Source organism: Caulobacter sp. GW822-FHT07D08, assembly GCF_058798735.1.
Window position 1 is genome coordinate 26,783 of record NZ_JBXAKU010000002.1, and the last position, 21,332, is coordinate 48,114.

Here is a 21,332-nt window from a genome sequence, read left to right on the forward strand (position 1 = left end):
CTTTTCTTTTGTCTGACTAATGCTAACGTAGCCATCGAGGCATGCGAAGCCTGAAATGTCGCGAGGTAACAGGCGTGGTGGGTCCTGGCGCCCTTCTAGACCAAAGGCGTAGAGGTTCGCCCACCGGGCGCCGCCGTCCAGGGTTCGGGCGCGGATCACAAAGGGCCCGTCGGAAATTCGTCCAGCTAGCGCCAGACGGGCTAAACTTGTCGGACTAAATATCGGACCTGGCGTTCGGCCCTGGATTTGCGCCCCTCGCCCTCGCTCAACGATCCGAGCCATCTCGCCTTACGTCCCGCGCCCTGAACGTCGCCTTCCTGGAAGTGCGCCAATGGCAGCTCCTGGCGCTGTTCGCCGTGTCACAAGAAGGCTTGGCCGTGAAACGCGACATGGATCTAGTGCGGGAAGACGTCCGGCGCGATGTAGGTGATCGCGTTCCCGCCCCGAGCCGTCGACGAAACCACCGTGAACAAGCACAACCGTCTTGTCCGCGGGCGACGCCTTCCGGAGCGAATCCGAAATGCGTTTCCACGCGTTACGTTGTTTCTCTTAAGTCGCCAGAACTATACATTTCAATGATATCAATTACTTACTGGGCTGCTTGAGGGTGCGCCGACAGCGAGGCGGCGGCGGAATTCTTCCAGCGGGATAGCGTTGCGGTCATGGCCTGGTATGGCGATCGCCGGCCTCGAAACGCGGGCGCCCAGTCGTCTCAACGTCTTTGGCGACTGGGTCTGGTAGTAGACGCGAACCGATCGGTTTCCCGCGTCGTCCACGAGGCTCATGAAGATGAGCGCACCGCCGGGCGGAACGTCGCCCGTGGCGTAGCCGGGCGCGTCGAGGGGGGCGCCGAGCGCCGCCGCCATGGCCGTGACGTTGGTGTCGTGGCCCATGAACACGTCGACGCCGCCTGTCCCTGGCGCGTCGAACGTTTCCAGCACGCGCCGGCTCAGCGGGCCGGCCTGGCGCGCGGTCATGTAAGGCGGGCGGGTGAAGACGTCGAAAAGCGCGGCGTGCAGCGCGCCCAGGCGCTTCAGGGCGCTGGGCTTGATGGCGCGCCAGCTCTTCGGGGCGGGCGACAGCCCCTCGACATATTGCAGGAGCAGCACCTGCGCCGTGCCCGAGGCGTCACGGACGGGGCCGGTCAGGTCGATCCCGAGTCCGTCCGCCGACGGCGTCACGGTGGAGGCGCGGCGTGGCGAGCAGGGCTTGGCCGCGCCGCAGTCCAGCACCTGGTCCAGTTCGTCGAGCGCTGGCCGCAGACGGGCGGCCAGGCGGTCGACGCCGCCCGTATAGGCCTGGATCGAGGCGATGGCGGCGGCCGGATCGAACGGGGCGACGCCCGCGCGCAGAGGCTCGAACAGGGGATCGACTTCGCCTTGCGGGCGATGGCCGACGCGGGTTCCGCATCCCGGCGCGAGGCCCTGGGCGAAGGCTTCGCCGCTGGCGATCGTGCGCTGGGCGGTGTTGGTCCAGATCCGCACCTGACCCTTGGCGGGGCATCCGCGCGCGGGCAGGACCCCCAGGCCGGCCAGCCAGCGGCGGTCCGAACGCCCCAGGACCTCGAGCGCCGTGGCGCCGCGCGCCGTCAGATGTTCGGGCGGGACCGACCAGGTCGGCCAGGGGGCGCCGGTCTGGGTGTCCAGCGGCGCCTCGCCGACGATCCGCGCGCGCACGCCGTGGCGCATGATCATGACGACGCGCTCCACACGCGGAGCGGCGGCCTGGCTGGCGTTGGCGCAGGCCAGGGCCGCGCAGGCGAGCAGCGCTTGCGCCATCAGGCGGCGGGGGCGAAGGCCGAGCATGGGCGATCCTCTGCGGGTTCTGGTCCAAATGCAGCGATGCGCTCCTCGCGGGAGGAGCGCATCGCGTCTTCAAAGCGCCGGAGGTCGTGGCGTCGTCAGAAGCTCTTCTTGAGCGTCAGCAGCGTGGTCCGACCGGAGTCGACGACGTCCGACAGGGCCAGGCTGTCTTTGCCGATGTGCGACCAGTAGCTGTAGTTCTTCAGCAGGTTGGAGACCGACAGGTCGAGCTTGAAGCCGTTGTCGAACGCATAGCCAACGTGCAGATCGACGCGACGCATCGGCCGGACCCACAGATTGTCCCACTCGCCGGGTTGATCCAGAACATCATAGCCGGCCACGTAAGCGCCCGTGTAGCGGTACATCACGTCGAAGCTGAAGCCGCCCTTCTGGTAGAACAGCTGAGCGTTGGCCAGCCAGTCGGGCGCGTTCTGGATGCGGTTGTCGACGCCGTCGCCCAGGTCGACGCTCGTCCACTGGCGGGTGACGTTGAACCCGGCGCCGAAGCCGCTGAGCAGGCCCGGCAGGTCCGAGAACTTCTGGCGCAGCTGCAGTTCCAGGCCGTACACGTCGCCGTCGCCGCCATTGGTCGGCTGGCTGATCGTGGTCTTGCCCTCGGCGTAGGTGTCGGTGTTCACCGAGCTGGAGCCATTGTCGTACATGTAGTCCGACAGGCGCTTGTAGAAGCCGCCGAGCATGGCGTAGCCGCCCTTGGCGTTGCTCCATTCGCCCGAGAGATCGAGGTTGATCGCCTTGATCGGCTTCAGGTCGGGATTGCCGCGCGAGATCGAGACGTTGCCGTCGTCGCTGATCGAGCGGCGCTCGCCGCCGGCCAGCTGGATGAAGGCCGGCCGCGTGTAGGAGGTCCACACCGAGCCGCGATAGACGGCCGCGTCGCCGGGGCGCCAGGTCACGAACACGCTGGGCAGCACTTCATTATATTCGGTGTTGCTCTTGGCCCAATTGCCCGTCTGTTCGCCGGCGCTTGTGGTCGGGATCGCCCAATAGGTATTGTCGATCTTGCTGTGCTCGTAGCGCAGGCCGGGCGATACCTCGACATCGCCGAACTGATAGTTGGCGGCGGCGTAGATCGAGGCCGCGGCCTCGTCGCCCTTCTGGGTGTTGCAGTTATAGTTGTTGATCGCGTTGGAGCCGCAGGTGTCGAACGAGGCGGCGTTCTTGTACTTGTAGAAGTACTCGAACAGCTTTTCCTGGCTGACCTTCGGCACGCGCCACTTGTACTGACCCGGGAACACCGCGTCGTAGTAGCTGGTGGAGAGGCCGAGGCTTTGCCAGGTCAGGCCGCCCTGGCCGATCAGGTTGGCGAAGTGGTCGTTGGTCCAATCGCGGTTGGTCACCCGACGGTGGCTATCGACATATTTGCCGCCCAGCTTGATCCATTGCAGGGCTCCGCCCTCGAACACGCGCTTGGCGTCGAACTTGAATCCGTACTTCTGCTGGCCGCTGTACTGCTCGGTCAGCTGGCCGGCGCGGCGGGCCAGCAGGGCGGTGTTGGCGTTGTTCAGGTCGTCATAGATCGTGCTGGTGAACAGCGGGTAGGGGAGGTTGTCGGCATAGCCGATCGACAGACCGCCCAGGGGACGGTTGGAGCCGTTGTTGTACTTGTCGCTCTGATTGATCCGCACCGAGGTCTCGATGTGGTTCGGGCGGTCATTGGCGCCTTCGCTGTAGAAGACCTGGGGCGAGAGCGTCCAGGCGCCCAGCGTCTTGTCGAAGCCAGCCTGCAGGGTGGCCAGATCGGCCTCCTCGGGGTTGGTTTCGTACCAGACGCGGGTGGAGATCGCGTCGACGCTGAGGGCGTAGCGGCCGCTGCCGGCGACCGCCTCCTTGTAGCTCTTGCTGGTGCTGACGAACTGGCTGAGCGTCGAGTTCTGCTGGGTCTTGGCGTAGGCGTAGGAGCCGCGCAGATAGGCGTCCAGCGTGGCGTCCGGGCGCCAGTTCAGGGTGAAGTTGCCGCCCCAGCGCTCGGTGTAGCCATTCGAGACGCCGAAGTTCACGCCCGTCTGGGTGATGTTCTTCTCGGGATCCAGGCCCGGATAGCTGGCGCCGGCGGCGTTGCGGACCAGGTAGCTCCAGCCGCCGTCGTTCTGGGCGGCCATGACGCCGGCCATCTCGCTGTTGGCGTAGTTGCGCTTGTCGTAGAAGGCGCTGGCATAGAGGCCGAAGCTGTTGTCCGGGCCGAATTTCTTGGCCAGTTCGGCCGAAAGGCCGCCGCCCAGACCCTTGTCGCCATAGTCGCGCGCGCGGCTTTCGACCCGGCCCGAGGCGGTGATCGAGCCCGAGAAATCGTCGCGGAAGTCGAAGGCCGAGGGAGTGCGGAAGTCGACCGTGCCGCCGATGGCGTCGCCGTCCATGTCGGCGGTCGAGGTCTTGTTCAGCACGATCGTGTGCAGGCCCGACGGCGGCATCAGGCTCAGCTGGACCTGGCGGCTGTAGGGCATGCCCTGCGCCACGGTCACGCCGTTGATCATATTGACGTTGAACTCGGCGTTCAGGCCGCGGATCGAGACGAACATGCCTTCGCCGCGCGAGGCGCCGTCGATGCCGCCGAAGAACGACGAGCCGGTGTTCATCACGTTGACGCTGGGCATCATGCCGAGCGCTTCGGCCACGTTGTGGACGGCCGTATGTTCGAGGTCTTCCGCCGACAGCACCGCGATCGCGTTCGCCGCGCGCATCTGCGTCTTGGCCGCGTCGTTGCGCTTGGCGACGATCACCAGCGAGTCGATCGTCTCCGAAGGATCGGCCGGCGAGGCGGCGGCTTCGGCATGGGCGCCGGCGGCCGACGCCAGGCCGAAGACGCTGGCCAGAAGGACGACCTTGATCGCCCTGCCCGTCGCGCGAGCCCCGCGCGCGTCGTGTTCACCCGTCCACTTAAACATGTCAGCCCCTGCCTTGTTCGCCGTTTCGCGACGGCGGGGGTCTTAGCGAGGCGCTGAGACAGGCATGTGACGTTTGTGCGCAATTCAACTGAATACATGTGGAAATTCTTTGCAATTCCACATAAACGCGTCACATATCGTGCAGTTTGAAGACGTCAGAGCCGGGGAGTGAAGACCGATGCTGAGGCGCGAGGATCGTCAGCGCGAAATTCTGCGCAGGCTGAAGCCGGGCGAGAACCACGCCATCGGGCGGCTGGCGCAGGACCTGGTGGTCTCCGAGGAAACCATCCGCCGCGAGCTGCGCGTGCTGGCCGCGCGGGGCGCCGTCGTCTGGACCCATGGCGCCGTCCAGCTGGCGGTAGCCTCCAGTGAAGGCCCCCTGGACCGGCGCATGCAGGAGAACGTCGCGGAAAAGAACCGCATCGCCGCCGCCGCCGCCGAGTTCGTTCGGGACGGCGACACGCTCTTCATCGACGCGGGGACCACAGCCTGTTTCGTGGCGCGCCTGCTGGCGACGTCGCGGCAGAGGTTGAAGGTGATCACCAACTCGCTGGTGGTGGCCGAGACCCTGGGCGGGCGAAACGGCAACGTCCTGTTCCTGGCCGGCGGCGAGCTGGACTACGACTACAAGGCGTTCTCCGATCACGTGGCCCAGACCTATATCGCCCAGTTCACGCCGCATCTGGCGATCCTGACCGTGGGGGGCGTTCATCCCGATCATGGCCTTATGGATCGGCATGCGCGCGAGGCGGTGATGAGCCGGATCGTCTACGAGCGCGCCGACCGCGTTCTGCTGGTCGCGGACCACACCAAGTTTGGCCGCCTGGGCCTGATCCGCACCGCTTCGCCCGAAGAGGTCGATATCCTGGTGACCGACCAGCCGCTGGACGACGCCTACGCCCAGGCCTTTCGTCGCGCCACCGTCGTCATCGCGCCTTAGCGTCGCGCGCCATGATCATCCATGTCCTCAGACTCGCCGCGGCCGCCGTCGCGCTCGCCGGCGCGCACCCCGCGGCCGTTCAAGCCCAATCGCCTTCGTTCTGGGTGATGAGCTACAACATCCGCTACGACAATCCGGACGACCGGCCCGATTGGCGCGCCCGCCGAGGGCCGATGGCGCGGCAGATCAGCTTCTTCTCGCCGGACATTCTGGGCCTGCAGGAAGCGCTGGTTCCGATGGTGGCGGACCTGTCGGTCGCCCTGCCGGATTACGCGCACTACGGCGTTGGGCGCGACGATGGCGACAAGGCCGGCGAAACCACGACCATCTTCTATCGCAGCGCCCGGTTCGAGCGACTGCTGGCGCAGACCCGGTGGTGCTCGCCGACGCCCGAGCGGCCTGGCAAGGCGTACGACGCGGCGCTGCCGCGAACCTATGCGCGGGTCGTGTTGCGCGATCGCGCCAGCGGCGTGCTGCTGGATGTGCGCAACGCCCATCTCGACCATGTGGGCGCGGAGTCGCGGCGGCTTTGCGCCCGGCAGCTACGCGACCAGCCCGCTTGGCCAGGCGCGCGTCTGGTCGTGCTCGGCGATTTCAACAGCGCGCCCGGCGAGCCGCCCCACGACGCCTTGACATCCGGCGTCGACGGGCTGCGGGACGCGCGCGCCGCGAGCCCCATCGTCTTTGGGCCAGCGGGAACCTTCAACGACTTCTCGCCGAGCATCCCGCCGACGGGGCCCATCGACTATGTCTTCGTCGACCGCGCTTTGCGGGTTCTGCGTTTCGCCACCCTGACCGATACGGATGGCGGCCAGGCTATCTCTGACCATTTCCCGATCATCGCCCAGATCGCCGCGCCCTGACCAATTGGTCCAGCCCATGGCGCGCGCAAGGGCGCTGTGAAATTGGCGGACGCCCATGTCCGCATTGCGAGACGAACTCAGAGTCCGCTCAGGCTGGCGTCTGCCGCCGCCGATGATCAGAGAGCCGAATCGGGAGATTGAGCGCCGGGCACTCGACTTCGCCACCGGGCGCATCCGCCAGGGGCGCCACCATCGGTCCGCTGAGAAAGGGCGCTCGCAATCGCCGGCAGAGATCTAGCTCGCGTAGACTGGCGAGCCCAGCGACTCCCTGCCAAACGCGCTTTGCACGATAGGCCTCAGCGGCCTTCAGGAAGCGGGTGATCAAATCCAGGCGGGCCCGCTCATCTTGACCGGTGAGCACCAAGGTGACGCTGTTTACAGCCCCGGCCGGCAGGCTTTCGATCCTAAACCCCGGGTCGCGAACCTGTAGGTCGATCAAGGAAAAGCGAGGCTGTAAAAATGCGCGCAACTGGCTGATGGCGCCGTAGGAAGGCTCGCGCGGCACATCATACACATTGGCGGCCAGCCTGGGGCGGGCGGCGAGAGGGAGCTTCTCGACCAGGGGGCGATAGGTTTCCCGCAGGGTGGGTTTGATCATCGAGGAGAAACTGAACGGGACGAACATGTAGCCGCCCGCATTCGCGCCCTGCAGCGCCTCGTTTGCGGCGTTCAGGCAGATCATGTCTCGCGTCGATGCATCGGAGTCTTCGACAGAGCTGAACGGATCGCCGTCCCAAGCCGCGCGACAATCGACGCCGCTCCCAACGAACCGCTCCCTTAGGAGGTAATAGATTCCCCACCACCCCGTGGTCGCCACCGGCACCCCCAGCAAGCTGCTGGGGCCACCTTTCGGCGGGTCTGGCTCGATCGCCTCCAACTCCTCCGCGGGGGGCGAGCCCTCCACGGGACCATCGCGAGGAATAAGACTGGTCACGCCCTGCGGGGTGATCTTGCAAATCCGGCCTGCGAAGTCTCCTTCGCCCTCACCTGCCATGAGGGCCCTAAGGGCTTCATTCGAGGTTCCGGCAAAGCGCATTACGTCGCTCTGGTCGCCTTCAAACATCAGCAGGGCGATTTCCCCGGCGCCCTTGTCGCCAAACAGCTTATGCTGCAAGTCGACCGCAAGCTGGCGCATCTCCCGAGCATCGAGCCGGGTCGCGCGAGGGTCAGCCAAGACGAAGGAGAAGGGCGCGACGAGGCCGTGACGGCGTGGCCACGTCCAAACGGATTCGAGATAGGCTCCGGCCACCTTGGCCACCAGGCCCGCCATGGCTTCCGTGTCGGCGAATTGTAGGTCGTCCCCGACGAATATCTTAAGGCAGGCGATTGCGGTCATGACGCGCGCTCAAACTCTTGATGGCGAGGCGATGGACGGGGCGGTGGCAGGCTCGTCATCGCCCAATGGCTTGGGCGTATGAGGCGACATTTGCGCCGAGCCTTCCGGCGACTACGCTATCTTCGGTGGGATCAAAGATCGCTAAGCGAACAAGTGTCTGATTAAGCAGGATGTAGGCGAACTCGCCGAACGTTACTGGACCGACAAAGCCCCCTGCGGAGCGCCCTTCCAGGCCGGCGTGCAGGTAGTTGAGTATGCAATTGCAGGATAGCATGCCTGGGGCCTCATCTGGTGGCGCGGCATAGGCATAGGGCAGAGTATGTTCCTGGACCGATCGCGCCAAGCGGTAGGAGACGCCGGGGACGACCGGTGCGTAGAGGCGCACGATCCCCGCCTCCCGATCCACCGCTTGGAATGAGACGTTGATCACGGCTCCGCCATAGTCGGCCACCATGGGCGAGCGCGTATCGAACCCGCCGGCGACAAGATATTCTGCGAAGTTGGCCGCCTGTCCATCGACGAGACAATCGCTCACCGAAAACCCGGCCTCCGGGAAACAAATGACGTCCCCGTCGCCCTCTTCAAACAGATTGACGATGTCGAGATCTGCTTCGAGATGAGGAGGCAACTCCAGCCAGAGCGTGGCCAGGCCATCACAGGCCGCCAGGCCGGTGGCGCCATCGAACACCTTCGGAAGCTGTTGCTGCGCCAGATCCAGCCGAACGCCAGCGACCCAGCCGAAGACGGGTTGATCATACAGCCCGGGCAGGGCGGGCCCTTCCAACGCGTATCGCTGGTGCGCCTCGGCAAAAGCTGGCGTGATGATGCAAGTCACGCCGTGGCTGAAGCGGCCCTCCGTTACAGCCTCCAACCGGCTTGCCGGCAGGATGGCGGTTCGGGCTCGCAGAGCCTCGTCAAAAACGGTGCAAAAAAGCCGGTCCTCGCGGGCTACCCCGCCCGCTTCCGTGACAAAGTATGCGGTTGTGCCGCCAATCCATCGCCCGCGCGGCAAGCCGCGAAGCAGCACCTCGGATCCCGAGATGAACGCCACCGCGCCGGTTGCGATCAGCTCTGCCGTCGCCTCTGGTGTCAGAAACAGATTTCTCATGGCGCGGATCCTGGGTCTCTGTTTCAACAATCTACAAGTCAGGATCGATCAATTTACTAACTTCACGTAGACCGATTGTCGCAGCCACGCCGCGCGCGAGAACCCTGGCGTGACGCGTCGGAGACGCGCCTCGCGCCTGCGGTGCGGTGTCGCATGACCACGTTCGATGATGCTCAACCCGCGCCGGCTTCGACGGGGCGGTGGCGGGACGTTGTGTTCGTCCTGGACCTTCAAACCGTGTCGGCGGCTGGCTTCATGCCATTTGAGCTCCCCTAGATGAAGCGTCGCCGGCGAGGGCCGGTCATCGTTGTCGGCGCACGCCGATCCCGCGTGAGGCGACAGGTCGCAACCTAGGCGGCAGATCCGATCAATGATCGCGACCTACGCTTCGAACCATGACTTTGGCTTTCGATCTTACGACAGACGGTTCGGGATTTGCGCCGCCCCTGGGACATGGAGACGGCGACACCGTCTATGTCTGCGACGGCGCCTTGGCGCGAAAGGCCGTCCTTGTTGACCTCGCCGGGGATGGGGCGCTGATCGATGCCGACGAGAGGCGCTTGCCACAGCGGCTTGTGTTGGTCGATCCGCGGACCGGCCTCAGCTACCTGTCGGCCGTGATCTGGCGACGAGGCGCTCGGGTGCGCGTCAGGTTCTTGGGCGAGGGGCCCCGCTACAGGGTCCTACGATCGACACGCGATCTGGACTGGGATCATCAACGCCAGGCTTCCTGAGCGGTGTCGCGAAGCGACCTTCCCAATCGGGCTGGCGACGACTTATCGGAACAGGTTGCTTGCCGCGGGCGCCTCGCGCCTCTCCGCCAGGATGATCGCGGCCTGCGCTCAAGTCGTCGTCGCCGCTTCAATCGAACAGGGTGGTCAAACCCAATAGGCCGCAGTTGGGATCGTTGACCAGATAGAGTGGGACGTCGCGGAGGTAGGCGGCCATGCGTCCCTTGGCTTCGAAACGTTGCCGGACAATAGCGCGATCTAGCCGATCGCCCCACGACAGCACCGTCGCGCTGATGATGTAGACACCACTTCGCGCGCCGGTGGTCAGCACAAGGTTGCCGCACACCGCGCCCAGCCATCCCGAGACCAGGTTGAAGGTCTCCAGCGCCACGGCCTCGCCGCGGTTGGCGGCTTCCAGCAGTGTTTGGAGGTTGGCTGGACGCCGCGGCGCGCCAGCCAGGGTCGAGACGGCCAGCGCTACGTCCAGCAGCCCCTGGCCCGAAAGCACATGTTCGGCGGAGACATGGTCGTGCCTGTCCCGCAGCACGCGGATAATGTCGGCTTCGCGGTCATTGGCGGCGGCCAGGTCCACGTGTCCGCCCTCGGCGGCGGCGGCTGTCCAGCCGACAAATCCGTCGGGATAAAGGATCGACATGCCAAGGCCCGCTTCGGAGGGGCCCACCGCGCCGACCGGCGCGTCTCGGTGCGGCGCGCCGCCGCCGATCGGTTCTAGCGCCTCGGGCGCCAGCAGCGGCACGGCTAGGGCTCGGGCGGTGAAGTTATTGACGAGGTGTAGGCGCCGCAGTCCGAGCCGGTCGGCGATGAGGTCGGCATCGAGGCGCATATCAGAGTGGGTTAGCTGGATAACGCCATCCAAGTTTGGCCCCGGCGCCGCGATGGCCACGCCGAGCAAAGGGCTACCGAACGATGCGCGCGCTTGGGCCAAGATGTCGATCAGTTGGTCCTGGCTCGTACAATCGACCACGCTCACCGACGCGGGCGCCTGACCGGGCGCGGCCAGGCCGAAGCGGGCTTGAAGTCCGCTCACATCGACCACCAGGATCGGGTGAGTGACGTCTGGAGACTCGATCATCCATCGATTTCCCTTGACCAACCCATCAGCACGCAAGTCGCCCTTTACAGGTCGTGAGCCTGGCCAAAATCACGGGATCGACAATAGGCCGCGATGTCGCATGGCCGCGTCGGATCGGGTGTGGGACCCTCTATCGACACCCGATCTATTGGTCGCCGGGCCTGTCTGCCGGTTCGTCGAAGGCGCTGGGGGCAGCGGCCATTGAGCGCCTGGCCGACGCCGAAGCCGTCATCGCCGGCGCGGCGGGCGCGCAGGTCCGGATGGGCTGAACTTCGTCCCACCGCCGATTTGATCGACGGCAAAGGCTGGCGGCGGCCAGTCTCTACGCTCCCCAGGGCTTATGATGAGAAGGAGATTTCAGATGCCGCGTGTCCTGGTCGCCAGCACCCTGATCCTGGCCCTTGCCGCCCAAGCCCCTGTTCCGGCGCTCGCCCAACCCGGCCGCCACCCGCCGAGCGAGTCGCGTCACGATCGCTGGCGCCCGCCGCCGCCCGGCTGGACCGAGCCGCAGTGGCGCTATCGCCAGGACTATGTCCGCCGCTACCCGGACCGTCGGAACGACCACAGCGACGCGATCATCGCCGGGGTTCTGGGCTTTGCGCTCGGCGCGGCGATCGCCGGCTCCAGCCAGGACAAGGACCGGGTCGAGCCCCGGCTCAACGATCCGGACTGGATCGCCTACTGCGCCCGCAAATACCGGTCCTTCGATCCCCGCAGCGGCACCTATCTCGGACGTGACGGTCTGCGCCGGTACTGCCAGTAGCAGAGGCGAGGCGGCGATGACGGCGTGGCGGGGTTCTGGACACGAGCGGCTTTTTCCGCCCGATTTGCCTGCGATCAAAGGTGACGAAGGCGTCACCTTGTCCGCTTGACCGGCATCAAGGTGGCGTAGGGCAAAGTTCGGTAAGTGGGCCTCAAGTTGCGCCTCTGGACAGGAGGGGACAGTTGATCCACTTCCGAAATATGCTGCGGGCGGCGTCGGGCGGCGTCGTGATCCTGCTTGCCGGCTGCGTTGCGGGCCCCGACTATCACGCGCCGACACTTGCCGAGCTGAGGGTCCCTGAGCAATTCACGGCCGGGGCGCGCGAAATCTCCGCCGACGTTGACCTCGCCCGCTGGTGGCAGGCGTTCGGCGACCCGACCCTGACGGCCTTGGTGGAACGCGGGCTGGCCGCCAACCTGGACATCAACGAGGCGGGATCGAGGGTGCGGGCGGCGCGCGCCGACCTCCGCGCCGCGCGCGGGGCGCTGCTGCCCAGCCTGAACGCGTCCGGCTCGGCAAGCCGTGAGGTCGGAGAGCGCACGTCCGGCGCGACCGGCGCGCGCAAGAACTATCAGATCGGTTTCGACGCGGCCTATGAAGCCGACCTCTTCGGCGGCCAACGTCGGTCGATCGAGGCCGCCCGGGCCACCGCCGACGGAAAGCGGGCGAGCTTGCGAGCCACCCAGCTCACGGTCGCCTCCGAGATCGCTCTCAACTATCTCGACGCCCGCGAGGCCCAAACCAGGCTGCGCATCGCTCGCGACACGCTTTCCACCCTGGACGAGACGGTGGAGATCACTGGCTGGCGGCTGCAGGCGGGTTTGGTCGGCTCCCTCGACCTGGAGCAGGCCCGCCAACTCCGCGCTCAAACCGCGGCGAGCATCCCTGCGATCGAGACAAACTACGCCGCCGCGGCCAACCAACTAGCGGTGCTGCTGGGCGAAGCGCCGGGGGCGGTGAACGGCCTGCTCGAACCCGCCGCCGACCCGCCCACCGCGCCGGTCGCGCTGCCCGCCGCCATTCCCGCCGACGTGATCCGCCGGCGGCCGGACGTGGCGCTGGCCGAACGCACCCTGGCGGCGGAGACCGTCCGCATCGGCGTCCAGGCAGCCCAGCTCTATCCGGCGCTGACGCTGAGCGGGACTTTTTCCGGCTCGGGCGGTTCGCTGTCGAACGCCGCGGGCGACATGGCTGGCGGCCTGGTCGCCGGGATCACCGCCCCGATCTTCCGGGGCGGCCAGATCCGCGCCGCGGTGGAGGCTCAGCGGGCCAGCGCGGCCGGCGCCTTGGCCGCCTATCGCACCAGCGTCCTCACCGCCCTGGAGGAGACCGAAAACGCCCTCGTCTCGGTGTCCGCCACGGACCGCCGGCTGCGGGCGCTGGTCGCCGCCGAGTCCGCCGCCCGCAGCGCCGCCGAAATCGCCCGCATCCAATACCGCTCCGGCCGCACCGATTTCCAATCGCTGCTGGAATCCGAGCGCACCTTACTCTCCAGTCAGGACAGCCTGGCCTCGGCGCGCGTCGCCCGCGCGACTGCGGCGGTCCAGCTCTACAAGGCCTTGGGAGGCGGCTGGCAGGCCGCGCCCGAGCCCTATAGCGTCGCCGCGCCCTAGAGGAACCCCATGGACCAGACCTCCGGCGCACGCGCCAAGATCGACAGCTTCCTGGGCGTGAAGCCCGGCTCGCGCCGGCCGCGGCTGCTGATGATCGCCGCCCTGGCCGTCGGCGTGGTCCTGGCCCTGCTGATCTTCTTCCTGCTGCGCGGCTCGGGCGACGAGCCCCGGTACGCCACCTCTCCGGTCGAGCGCGGCGACCTCCGGGTGACCGTCTCGGCCACCGGCAACCTCGCGCCCACCAACAAGGTGGAGGTCGGCTCCGAGCTCTCCGGCATCGTCAGCGCGGTCTATGTCGACAACAACGACCGCGTAACCAAGGGCCAGATTCTGGCCCGACTGGACACTTCGCGCCTGGAGGACACGGTCCGCGAAAGCGAAGCCGCCCTGGCTTCGGCGGAGGCCAGTGTCGCCCAGGCCCAGGCCACTCTGACCGAGGCGCGGGCAAGTCTTACCCGCATGGAAGAGGTCTATCGTCTATCCGGCGGCAAGGCGCCCTCCGCCACCGAACTGGACGTCGCGCGCGCCGAACAGGCCCGAGCCGCGGCCAACCTTCGCGCCGCCCAGGCCGCGGTGGGCCAGGCTCGCGCGAACCTGTCGTCAAACCGCACCCAGCTTTCCAAGGCCACGATTCGCTCGCCGGTGAACGGCGTGGTGCTGTCACGAGATGTAGAGCCGGGCTCGACCGTAGCCGCGACGCTGAACGCGCCCGTGCTGTTCACCCTGGCCGAGGATCTTTCGAAGATGCAGCTGGAGGTGAAGGTTGACGAGGCCGACGTGGGTCAGGTGAAGGACGGCCAGAAGGCCACCTTCCAGGTCGACGCCTATCCCGGCCGGACGTTCAACGCCGTGGTCAAGCGCCTGGACCTCGGCTCCACGACAACCACGAGCTCCAGCGGTTCAGGCCAGGTGGTCGCCTATACGGCGGTGTTGACGGCCGACAACCCCGATCTTGCGCTCCGTCCCGGCATGACCGGCACAGCCGCCATCGTGGCGACGGAGAAGTCCAATGTGCTGCTGGTCCCGAACGCGGCGCTCAGGTTCGCGCCCGCCGCGGCCGCCGCCCGGAGTACGGGCGGGGCGACCAGCATGCTGATCCAGAGGATGCCGCGCTCGCAGGGACAGACCGCCGACGTCGCGATCGGGCGGGGCAGCCGCCAGACCGTCTATGTCTTGCGGGACGACGGCGAACTACGACCGATTCCGGTTCAGGCCGGCGACAGCAACGGCAGCCAGACCGAGGTCGCCGGCGACGCGCTGAAGGTCGGGATGAAGGTCGTCACCGGCCAGCTCGCCGGGGCGGCGCGATGACGGCCGAGCCGCTGATATCGTTGCGCGGGATCACCAAGACCTTCGGCAACGGCGCGGCGGCGTTCCAGGCGCTGAAGGGCATCGATCTCGACGTCCAGGTCGGCGACTTCGTGGCGGTGATGGGACCGTCGGGCTCCGGGAAATCCACGATGATGAACATCCTGGGCTGCCTCGACACGCCCACCGGCGGCGAATACGTCTTCAAGGGCGTCCATGTGGAACAGCTCGATCGGGACGAGCGGGCCCTGCTGCGGCGGCGCTATCTGGGCTTCATCTTCCAGGGCTACAACCTGCTCGCGCGAACCAGCGCTCTGGAGAATGTCGAGTTGCCGCTGCTCTATCGCGGCGAACCGAAACGGACCCGGCGGGAGATCGCCATGGACGCTCTTCGGAAGGTCGGGCTGGAGGATTGGTCGCACCACATGCCCGCCGAACTCTCCGGTGGCCAGCAACAGCGCGTCGCCATCGCCAGGGCCATCGTCACCCAGCCCGAAGTGCTGCTCGCCGACGAGCCCACCGGAAACCTCGACACCGAGCGCTCGCTCGAGATCATGCGGCTGCTCGAACAGTTCAACGACGAGTTGGGGATCACCATCCTGATGGTGACGCACGAGCCTGACATGGCGGCTTTCGCCCGCACCACGGTGAAGTTCCGCGACGGCCTGGTCGAGGCGATCGAAGCCGGCAGGCCCCGGGTTGGAGCCGCTCCGTGAACGCTGTCCTGGTCACCACATTCGCCCTGGCGCTTCGGGAGATTCGCCGGCACCTGATGCGGTCGTTTCTCACCGTGCTCGGCATCGTCATTGGCGTGGGCTCCGTGGTCACGATGGTGACGCTCGGCAACGGCACCACCGCCGCCGTCCAGCAGCAGATCTCAAGCCTGGGCGCCAACATCCTGCAGATCCGGCCTGGCCAGGGGTTTGGGCGCGGCGGTGGCGGCGGTTCGCAGCCGCAGCCCTTCGAGGCCGACGATATCGAGGCGCTCAGGCAACAGGTGGCCGGCCTGGTGTCGGTCGCCCCCCTTGTCCAGTCGTCGGGCCTGGCGGTCCGCAACGCCGCCAACTGGTCGACCACCATCTATGGCACCAGCAACGACTACCTGAAGGCCCAGTCCTGGAACATGGCCGAGGGGCGAACCTTCACGGTGGCCGAGGAACAGGCGGGCAAGACGGTGTGCCTCATCGGCTCCACGGTCCGGCGCAACCTGTTCCGCGACGAGAACCCGGTCGGCGCCTCCATCCGCATCCGCGATCTTTCGTGCCAGGTGGTTGGCGCGCTGGCGGCGCGCGGGTCCAGCATGGGCCCCATGGACCAGGACGACGTGGTGATCATGCCGGTGAAGGCCGCGCAACGCCGGATCACGGGCAACCAGCACGTCAGCATGATCATGGTCTCGGTGGACCCGGCCTACGACTCCAAGACCGTTCAGGCCTCGATCAAGTCGTTGCTGCGCGAGCGCCGCCACCTGCAGCCGGCCGACGCCGATGACTTCAACATCTTCGACACCCAGCAGATCTCGGAGACCCTGCGGAGCACGACCCAGATGCTGACCGGCCTCTTGGGCGCCGTTGCCGCGGTCAGCCTGCTGGTGGGCGGGATCGGGATCATGAACATCATGCTGGTGTCGGTGACCGAGCGCACGCGCGAGATCGGCGTGCGGCTGGCCATCGGCGCGCTCGGGCGCGAGGTGCTTCTGCAGTTCCTGGTGGAGGCCGTGGTGCTGTCCAGCCTGGGCGGCCTTCTGGGCCTGACGCTGGCCCTATGCGCCAGCCTGATCCTCGCGCCAATGCTGAATGTGCCGTACATCTTCGACCCGACCATCAACACGGTCGCCTTCGTCTTCTCGGCCCTGATCGGCGTGCTGTTCGGCTACTTCCCCGCCCGCCGGGCCGCGCGGCTCAATCCGATGGACGCGCTTCGTCACGAATAGAGGCCGCGCTGGATCGCCTGGGCCTGCTCGGACTGCAGGTCGTCGATCATTTCAAGCATCTCTCGCGGCTTCTCACGCGCGCCGGCGAGCTTGCGGGCGGTGACGAGGTCTTGGCGGCCTGCGAGCTGCCCCTCCCCAGCAATCCTAAGGATTGGCCACCGGCGAGCTGGGTTAGCCGTTGATGGAAATCGTAGCTCAGAGGGCTTTGGCGTAGGCGTAGTGCTCCTCGCCATTCGATTCTGCGCGCCACCTCACCGGGCGAACGTCGTGTTCCTGGAGGTGAGGCAACGTCAGCAACTGGCGTAGCCCCGCCCAACTCCGGACCGGCCGATAGACCGGGTTGCTCCGATGGCGCCGTTAGGGTCAGGCCGCAATCGACGCCAGCGCCAATGAGCGCTTCCGCGTTGCAGACTTAGCCTAAGTCCGGTTGTGGCTTAATCGGCGGAGCGCTAGCGTTCGCCAGAATGATGGCTGCCACTTATACCATTCGCGATATTCGTTGGGTGCTGCGGGGCCCAGTTCTGGTTCGGACCGAAGCTGGCTTCGGCTCTTGCGGCCCGGCATCCCGAAACCTACCGCCGGATGCGCGGACTTTCGCTACCAAATAAGCTCATGTGGTTCGCCCTCTTCCGTCGGGATCGGAGGATGAACGATCCTGATCTGACGGTTCATACCAAACGTTTGCAGGTTCTCAGCAGCGTGGCGCTATCGGCCTGGCTTACGTTCGTTGTGCTGGCCATGGCGGTGCGGACCTGAAGGCGGCTGTCCACCCTGAACGGATGCTGCTGGACAGCCGCTCCCCTTTAACAAAAGTGAGCCCAGGCCCCAGCCCAGACCCAGGTGACCGTGGAGTAGAGACACATGTTCGAGTCGCGCTACATCAGCATCCGCATCCACAAGCCGGCGGAGGCGGTCTACGCTTTCGCCAAGGCTCCGGAGAGCTTCCCCAAATGGGCGGCGGGCCTGGCCTCGGGTCTCACGCCGGACGGCGACCAGTGGCTCGCCCACGGCCCGGGCGGCGATGTCCGCGTGCGGTTCTCGCCGGACAACCCCTATGGCGTGCTCGATCACTGGGTGACCCTGGCGGACGGGACCGAACTCTACATGCCGCTGCGGGTGGTGGCCAACGGCGAGGGGGCCGAGGTCGGCATGGTCCTCTACCGGCCGCCCAACATGTACGACGACGCCGCCTATGACCGCGACGCGGCGGCCGTGGCCAAGGACCTGGCCAGGCTGAAGGCGCTGCTCGAGGCATGAGCATTGTCCTGCGCCCACCCGCGCCGGGCGACCTCGGCTGGATCGTCCAGCGCCACGGCGCGCTCTACGCCGCCGAGGAAGGCTGGGACCATCGCTTCGAGGGCGTGGTGGCCGGCGTCGTCTCCGACTATGTGAAGACGTACGACCCCGCCTATGAGGCCTGCTGGATCGCTGAGCACGCCGGCGAGAAGGTCGGTTCGATCATGCTGGCCAAGGAGAGCGACACGGTTGGCCGTCTGCGCCTGCTGCTGGTCGAGCCGACCGCGCGAGGCCTCGGCGTCGGCGAGGCCCTGATCGCCGCCTGCGTCGCCCGGGCCCGTGAGGCCGGCTATGCCGAGATGGTGCTCTGGACCCAGAGCAACCTGCTGCCGGCCCGCCGGCTCTACGCCCGCTTCGACTTCGAGCTGGAGACAAGCTGGCCTTATGACGGCTTCGGCGAGGAGCTGGTCTCGGAGAGCTGGCGGCTCAAGCTTTGAGGCCTCAAAGCGCCCGGACCATCCGGGGCAGGGGGCGGCCGGGAATGGAGCGCGAGGGCGAGCGACCGACGGTCTCGAAGCCGAGCTTGCGGTAGATGGTCTCGGCGTTTGGATCGGCGTCGAGGCCGATCCGATCCAGGCCGCGCGCGCGGGCCTCGGCCAGCAGGGCGTCCATCAGGGCCGTGCCGACGCCACGGCCCTGGAAGCCCGGCTCGACCATGAAGTCCTCGAGTTCGGCCATGCCGTCGCCCGAGGCCAGGGCGATCATGCCGGCCAGCCGCCCGTCGCACTCGGCGACCCAGACGGTCCAGGTCGCCATCTTCTCCGGCGTGAGGGTCAGCTCGTCGCGGCACTGGGCCATGAAGGCTTCATCATAGCCCCAGGAGGCCTTGGCGCCCATCGCCAGGTCGGTGAGTTGCGGAGCCTCGTCGGGGCGCGCCGCGCGGACAGTGACAGGGTCAGCCATGGATAAGGTGGCCCTTCCAGGCTTCGCGCAGGACCTTCTTGTCGATCTTGCCCGTGGCGGTCAGCGGCACGATGGCGAAGACCACGTCGTCGGGCGTCCACCATTTGACGATCCGGGGCGCCAGATAGTCGAGCACATCGGCCTTGCCAAGGATCGAGCCTTCATGGGCCTCGATGACCAGCAGCGGCCGTTCCTCCCACTTCGGATGCGGCACGCCGATGACGGCGGCGATCCGCACGCCGGGGCAGCCGACGGCGACGTTCTCCAGGTCGATCGAGCTGATCCACTCGCCGCCGGACTTGATGACGTCCTTCTGGCGGTCGGTGATGCGCATGAAGCCGTGGGCGTCCAGCGTGGCGATGTCGCCGGTGTCGAACCAGCCGTCGGCGCGCGCGGCGTCGGCCCCCTGGCGGAAGTAGCGCCGCACCACCCAGGGGCCGCGCACCAGCAGGGCGCCGGAGGTCTCGCCGTCGTGCGGGGCCTCGCTCCCGTCCTCCAGCTCGACGCGTAGCGCGATGCCGAACTGCAGCCGGCCCTGGCGGGTCCAGATGGCCTCGTCCATGGCCTCCTCGCCCAGGGCCGCGAGAGCGGGGGTGGGGGTGGAGACGACGCCGATCGGGCAGGTCTCGGTCATGCCCCAGATCTGCAGGGTCTGGACGCCGTAGAGCCGCTTGAACGCCTCGGCCATGGCGCGCGGCACGGCGCTGCCGCCGATGACGACGCGCTTCAGCGTTGTCGGCGAGGCGTCGTTCCTTTCCAGCCAGTCCAGATACATCGTCCAGATGGTCGGCACGCCGCCGGTGAAGGTGACGCCCTCGCCCTCGATCAGCGCATGCAGGCTGGCGCCGTCCATCTTGTCGGCGGGGAGCACCAGCTTGGCGCCGCAGATCGGGGCGCTGAACGGCAGGCCCCAGGCGGTGGCGTGGTAGAGGCTGGAGCAGGGCATGACGACATCGAAGGCGGTGAAGCCGAACGCGCTGTTCAGCCCGCCGGCCATGGCGTGCAGCACCACGGCGCGGTGCGAATAGAGCACGCCCTTGGGATCGCCCGTCGTGCCCGAGGTGTAGCAGAGGAAGGCCCCGGCGTTCTCGTCGAAGACCGGCCAGTCGAAGCTTTCAGCCTCGCCGGCGATCAGGGCCTCGTAGGAGAGGGCGCCGACCGAGCCGGGGAGGGTCCGTTCGGGATCCGACAGCATGACGAAGGTCTTCACCGTGGTCAGCTGCGGGGCGATGCGTTCGACCAGGGCCGCGAAGCCGCGCTCGTAGAACAGCACGCCGCTTTCCGCGTGATTGATCGTGTAGATGATCTGCTCGTCGAACAGGCGGGGATTGGCGGTGTGCAGCACCGCGCCGAGGCCGGGGACGGCGTAGAACAGCTCCAGGTGCCGGTGGGTGTTCCAGGCCAGGGAGGTGACCCGGTCGCCGGCCTTCACGCCCAGGCGCTGGAGGGCGTGGGCCAGCTGGGCGCTACGGCGGCCGAGGCCCGCATAGTCGTAGCGCCACAGCGGCTCGTCGATCAGCTTGGAGACGATCTCGCGCGTCCCGTGGGCCTGGGCCGCATAGGTGAGAATGCCGCTGATCATCAGCGGCGTCGTCTGCATCAGGCCCGCGATCATCGGTCCCTCCCAACATGTCTTGTTGGGAGGAGCCTAGGGCCTGTAACGGGTGTTCGGGAAGGGGTTAGAGCGCCGCCAGCACCGCGTCGCCCATCTGGGCGGTGGTCAGCGATCCGCCCAGATCCCGGGTGCGCGCGCCGTCATCAAGGGCCTTCTTGACCGCCGCCAGCAGCGCGTCGGCCGCCTCGACCTGACCCAGCGACCAGCGCAGGGCCATTTCGAACGACAGAATCGCGGCCAGCGGATTGGCCAGGCCCTTGCCGGCGATGTCGGGAGCCGAGCCGTGGATCGGCTCGTAGAGGCCCGGCTTGCCCGCCGCGCCCAGGGCGGCCGAGGGCAGCATGCCCAGCGAGCCGGTCAGCATGGCCGCGGCGTCCGACAGGATGTCGCCGAACAGATTGTCGGTGACGATGACGTCGAACTGCTTGGGCGCGCGGACCAGCTGCATGGCGCAGTTGTCGGCCAGGATGTGCTCCAGCTGGACGTCCGGATATTCGCGGGCGTGAAGCTCGGTGATCACCTGCTTCCACAGCAGGCCCGACTCCATGACGTTCGACTTCTCGGCCGAGTGGACCTTGTTGGTCCGGCCCCGGGCCAGTTCGAAGGCCACGCGGCCGACCCGCTCGATCTCGCTGGTCGTGTAGACCTGGGTGTCGAAGCCCTTCTTCTGGCCGTCCGGCAGGTCCTCGATGCCGCGCGGCTGGCCGAAATAGACACCGCCGACCAGTTCGCGCACGAACATGATGTCCAGGCCCGAGACCAGCTCGCGCTTCAGGCTGGAAGCGTCGGCCAGGGCCTCGAAGCAGTAGGCGGGGCGCAGGTTGGCGTAGACGTCCATGGCCTTGCGCAGGTTCAGCAGGCCCGCTTCCGGACGCAGGTGGCGCGGGGCGTTGGCCCACTGCGGGCCGCCGACTGCGCCCATCAGCACCGCGTCGCTGGCGATGGCCTGGTCGCGGACCTCGTCCAGCAGCGGCGTCCCGTGGGCGTCATAGCTGGAGCCGCCATAGGGGGCTTCGGAGACCTCGAGATCCGGCGTGAGGGCGGCCGCCACGCGGCGCACCTGCGCGCAGACTTCCGGGCCGATGCCGTCGCCGGGCAGGAGGAGCAGGGTGGACATGGGAGGCT

18 protein-coding genes are annotated in these 21,332 nt (G+C 67.2%); 10 read left to right on the forward strand and 8 right to left on the reverse strand.

Annotated elements, in window-relative coordinates; all coding sequences use genetic code 11:
* Positions 1 to 581: 581 nt before the first annotated feature.
* Together AC1RJ9_RS03990 and AC1RJ9_RS03995 are read right to left on the reverse strand one after the other, a co-directional pair.
* On the reverse strand, positions 582 to 1,805 hold the full coding sequence (locus tag AC1RJ9_RS03990) for a histidine-type phosphatase (RefSeq protein ID WP_492836172.1): 1,224 nt from the start codon (positions 1,803 to 1,805) through the stop codon (positions 582 to 584).
* Between the two features lie 95 nt (positions 1,806 to 1,900).
* On the reverse strand, positions 1,901 to 4,705 hold the full coding sequence (locus AC1RJ9_RS03995; RefSeq protein ID WP_492836174.1) for a TonB-dependent receptor: 2,805 nt from the start codon (positions 4,703 to 4,705) through the stop codon (positions 1,901 to 1,903).
* Between the two features lie 178 nt (positions 4,706 to 4,883).
* Between AC1RJ9_RS03995 and AC1RJ9_RS04000 the strand changes: the two genes are divergently transcribed.
* Both AC1RJ9_RS04000 and AC1RJ9_RS04005 read left to right on the forward strand, forming a co-directional pair.
* Positions 4,884 to 5,645, forward strand: a complete 762-nt coding sequence (locus AC1RJ9_RS04000; RefSeq protein ID WP_492836176.1) for a DeoR/GlpR family DNA-binding transcription regulator — start codon at positions 4,884 to 4,886, stop codon at positions 5,643 to 5,645.
* Between the two features lie 11 nt (positions 5,646 to 5,656).
* On the forward strand, positions 5,657 to 6,508 hold the full coding sequence (locus AC1RJ9_RS04005; RefSeq protein ID WP_492836178.1) for an endonuclease/exonuclease/phosphatase family protein: 852 nt from the start codon (positions 5,657 to 5,659) through the stop codon (positions 6,506 to 6,508).
* Positions 6,509 to 6,596: 88 nt separating this feature from the next.
* Here the strand turns inward: AC1RJ9_RS04005 and AC1RJ9_RS04010 are convergent, their stop codons facing one another.
* The 3 genes from AC1RJ9_RS04010 to AC1RJ9_RS04020 form a co-directional block, all read right to left on the reverse strand.
* On the reverse strand, positions 6,597 to 7,844 hold the full coding sequence (locus AC1RJ9_RS04010; protein WP_492836180.1) for a hypothetical protein: 1,248 nt from the start codon (positions 7,842 to 7,844) through the stop codon (positions 6,597 to 6,599).
* A gap of 55 nt (positions 7,845 to 7,899) precedes the next feature.
* Positions 7,900 to 8,952, reverse strand: a complete 1,053-nt coding sequence (locus AC1RJ9_RS04015; protein WP_492836182.1) for a DUF6976 family protein — start codon at positions 8,950 to 8,952, stop codon at positions 7,900 to 7,902.
* Between the two features lie 861 nt (positions 8,953 to 9,813).
* On the reverse strand, positions 9,814 to 10,812 hold the full coding sequence (locus AC1RJ9_RS04020; RefSeq protein WP_492836184.1) for a glucokinase: 999 nt from the start codon (positions 10,810 to 10,812) through the stop codon (positions 9,814 to 9,816).
* Positions 10,813 to 10,829: 17 nt separating this feature from the next.
* Here AC1RJ9_RS04020 and AC1RJ9_RS04025 point away from each other — a divergent pair, with 17 nt between their 5' ends.
* From AC1RJ9_RS04025 to AC1RJ9_RS04060, 8 genes are all read left to right on the forward strand, one after another.
* Positions 10,830 to 11,045, forward strand: coding sequence for a hypothetical protein (locus AC1RJ9_RS04025; protein WP_492870902.1), 216 nt, complete (start codon positions 10,830 to 10,832; stop codon positions 11,043 to 11,045).
* Between the two features lie 92 nt (positions 11,046 to 11,137).
* Positions 11,138 to 11,539, forward strand: coding sequence for a BA14K family protein (locus AC1RJ9_RS04030; protein ID WP_492836186.1), 402 nt, complete (start codon positions 11,138 to 11,140; stop codon positions 11,537 to 11,539).
* 182 nt (positions 11,540 to 11,721) lie between these two features.
* On the forward strand, positions 11,722 to 13,152 hold the full coding sequence (locus AC1RJ9_RS04035) for an efflux transporter outer membrane subunit (protein ID WP_492836188.1): 1,431 nt from the start codon (positions 11,722 to 11,724) through the stop codon (positions 13,150 to 13,152).
* A 9-nt stretch (positions 13,153 to 13,161) separates the two neighbouring features.
* Positions 13,162 to 14,463, forward strand: coding sequence for an efflux RND transporter periplasmic adaptor subunit (locus AC1RJ9_RS04040; RefSeq protein WP_492836190.1), 1,302 nt, complete (start codon positions 13,162 to 13,164; stop codon positions 14,461 to 14,463).
* The gene (locus AC1RJ9_RS04045; RefSeq protein ID WP_492836192.1) at positions 14,460 to 15,176 is read left to right on the forward strand and encodes an ABC transporter ATP-binding protein; all 717 of its coding nucleotides are present in this window, start codon (positions 14,460 to 14,462) and stop codon (positions 15,174 to 15,176) included. Before AC1RJ9_RS04040 ends, AC1RJ9_RS04045 begins: the two co-directional genes overlap by 4 nt.
* Positions 15,173 to 16,393, forward strand: a complete 1,221-nt coding sequence (locus tag AC1RJ9_RS04050; RefSeq protein WP_492836194.1) for an ABC transporter permease — start codon at positions 15,173 to 15,175, stop codon at positions 16,391 to 16,393. The genes AC1RJ9_RS04045 and AC1RJ9_RS04050 overlap by 4 nt, the downstream gene beginning before the upstream one ends.
* Before the next feature lie 861 nt (positions 16,394 to 17,254).
* Positions 17,255 to 17,650, forward strand: a complete 396-nt coding sequence (locus AC1RJ9_RS04055; RefSeq protein WP_492836196.1) for an SRPBCC family protein — start codon at positions 17,255 to 17,257, stop codon at positions 17,648 to 17,650.
* Positions 17,647 to 18,126 (forward strand): GNAT family N-acetyltransferase, encoded by a 480-nt coding sequence (locus AC1RJ9_RS04060; protein WP_492836198.1) that lies wholly within the window; start codon positions 17,647 to 17,649, stop codon positions 18,124 to 18,126. The genes AC1RJ9_RS04055 and AC1RJ9_RS04060 overlap by 4 nt, the downstream gene beginning before the upstream one ends.
* 4 nt (positions 18,127 to 18,130) lie before the next feature.
* Here AC1RJ9_RS04060 and AC1RJ9_RS04065 read toward each other — a convergent pair whose 3' ends face one another.
* The 3 genes from AC1RJ9_RS04065 to leuB all read right to left on the reverse strand — a co-directional run bounded on the left by AC1RJ9_RS04065 (position 18,131) and on the right by leuB (position 21,324).
* Complete coding sequence (locus AC1RJ9_RS04065; protein WP_492836200.1) at positions 18,131 to 18,592, reverse strand: GNAT family N-acetyltransferase; 462 nt, start codon at positions 18,590 to 18,592, stop codon at positions 18,131 to 18,133.
* Entirely contained in the window at positions 18,585 to 20,207 is a 1,623-nt protein-coding gene (locus AC1RJ9_RS04070; RefSeq protein WP_492836202.1) for a long-chain fatty acid--CoA ligase, read from the reverse strand. The genes AC1RJ9_RS04065 and AC1RJ9_RS04070 overlap by 8 nt, the downstream gene beginning before the upstream one ends.
* Before the next feature lie 64 nt (positions 20,208 to 20,271).
* Positions 20,272 to 21,324, reverse strand: a complete 1,053-nt coding sequence (gene leuB / locus AC1RJ9_RS04075; protein ID WP_492836204.1) for a 3-isopropylmalate dehydrogenase — start codon at positions 21,322 to 21,324, stop codon at positions 20,272 to 20,274.
* Between the last annotated feature and the right edge of the window lie 8 nt (positions 21,325 to 21,332).

Coding starts and splice junctions, on each gene's coding strand:
- AC1RJ9_RS04015 (WP_492836182.1), bottom strand. CDS start 8,952: ATGAGAAATCTGTTTCTGACACCAGAGGCGACGGCAGAGCTGATCGCA.
- AC1RJ9_RS03995 (WP_492836174.1), bottom strand. CDS start 4,705: ATGTTTAAGTGGACGGGTGAACACGACGCGCGCGGGGCTCGCGCGACG.
- AC1RJ9_RS04065 (WP_492836200.1), bottom strand. CDS start 18,592: ATGGCTGACCCTGTCACTGTCCGCGCGGCGCGCCCCGACGAGGCTCCG.
- AC1RJ9_RS04000 (WP_492836176.1), top strand. CDS start 4,884: ATGCTGAGGCGCGAGGATCGTCAGCGCGAAATTCTGCGCAGGCTGAAG.
- AC1RJ9_RS04060 (WP_492836198.1), top strand. CDS start 17,647: ATGAGCATTGTCCTGCGCCCACCCGCGCCGGGCGACCTCGGCTGGATC.
- AC1RJ9_RS04070 (WP_492836202.1), bottom strand. CDS start 20,207: ATGATCGCGGGCCTGATGCAGACGACGCCGCTGATGATCAGCGGCATT.
- AC1RJ9_RS04005 (WP_492836178.1), top strand. CDS start 5,657: ATGATCATCCATGTCCTCAGACTCGCCGCGGCCGCCGTCGCGCTCGCC.
- leuB (WP_492836204.1), bottom strand. CDS start 21,324: ATGTCCACCCTGCTCCTCCTGCCCGGCGACGGCATCGGCCCGGAAGTC.
- AC1RJ9_RS04030 (WP_492836186.1), top strand. CDS start 11,138: ATGCCGCGTGTCCTGGTCGCCAGCACCCTGATCCTGGCCCTTGCCGCC.
- AC1RJ9_RS04010 (WP_492836180.1), bottom strand. CDS start 7,844: ATGACCGCAATCGCCTGCCTTAAGATATTCGTCGGGGACGACCTACAA.
- AC1RJ9_RS04045 (WP_492836192.1), top strand. CDS start 14,460: ATGACGGCCGAGCCGCTGATATCGTTGCGCGGGATCACCAAGACCTTC.
- AC1RJ9_RS04040 (WP_492836190.1), top strand. CDS start 13,162: ATGGACCAGACCTCCGGCGCACGCGCCAAGATCGACAGCTTCCTGGGC.
- AC1RJ9_RS03990 (WP_492836172.1), bottom strand. CDS start 1,805: ATGCTCGGCCTTCGCCCCCGCCGCCTGATGGCGCAAGCGCTGCTCGCC.
- AC1RJ9_RS04055 (WP_492836196.1), top strand. CDS start 17,255: ATGTTCGAGTCGCGCTACATCAGCATCCGCATCCACAAGCCGGCGGAG.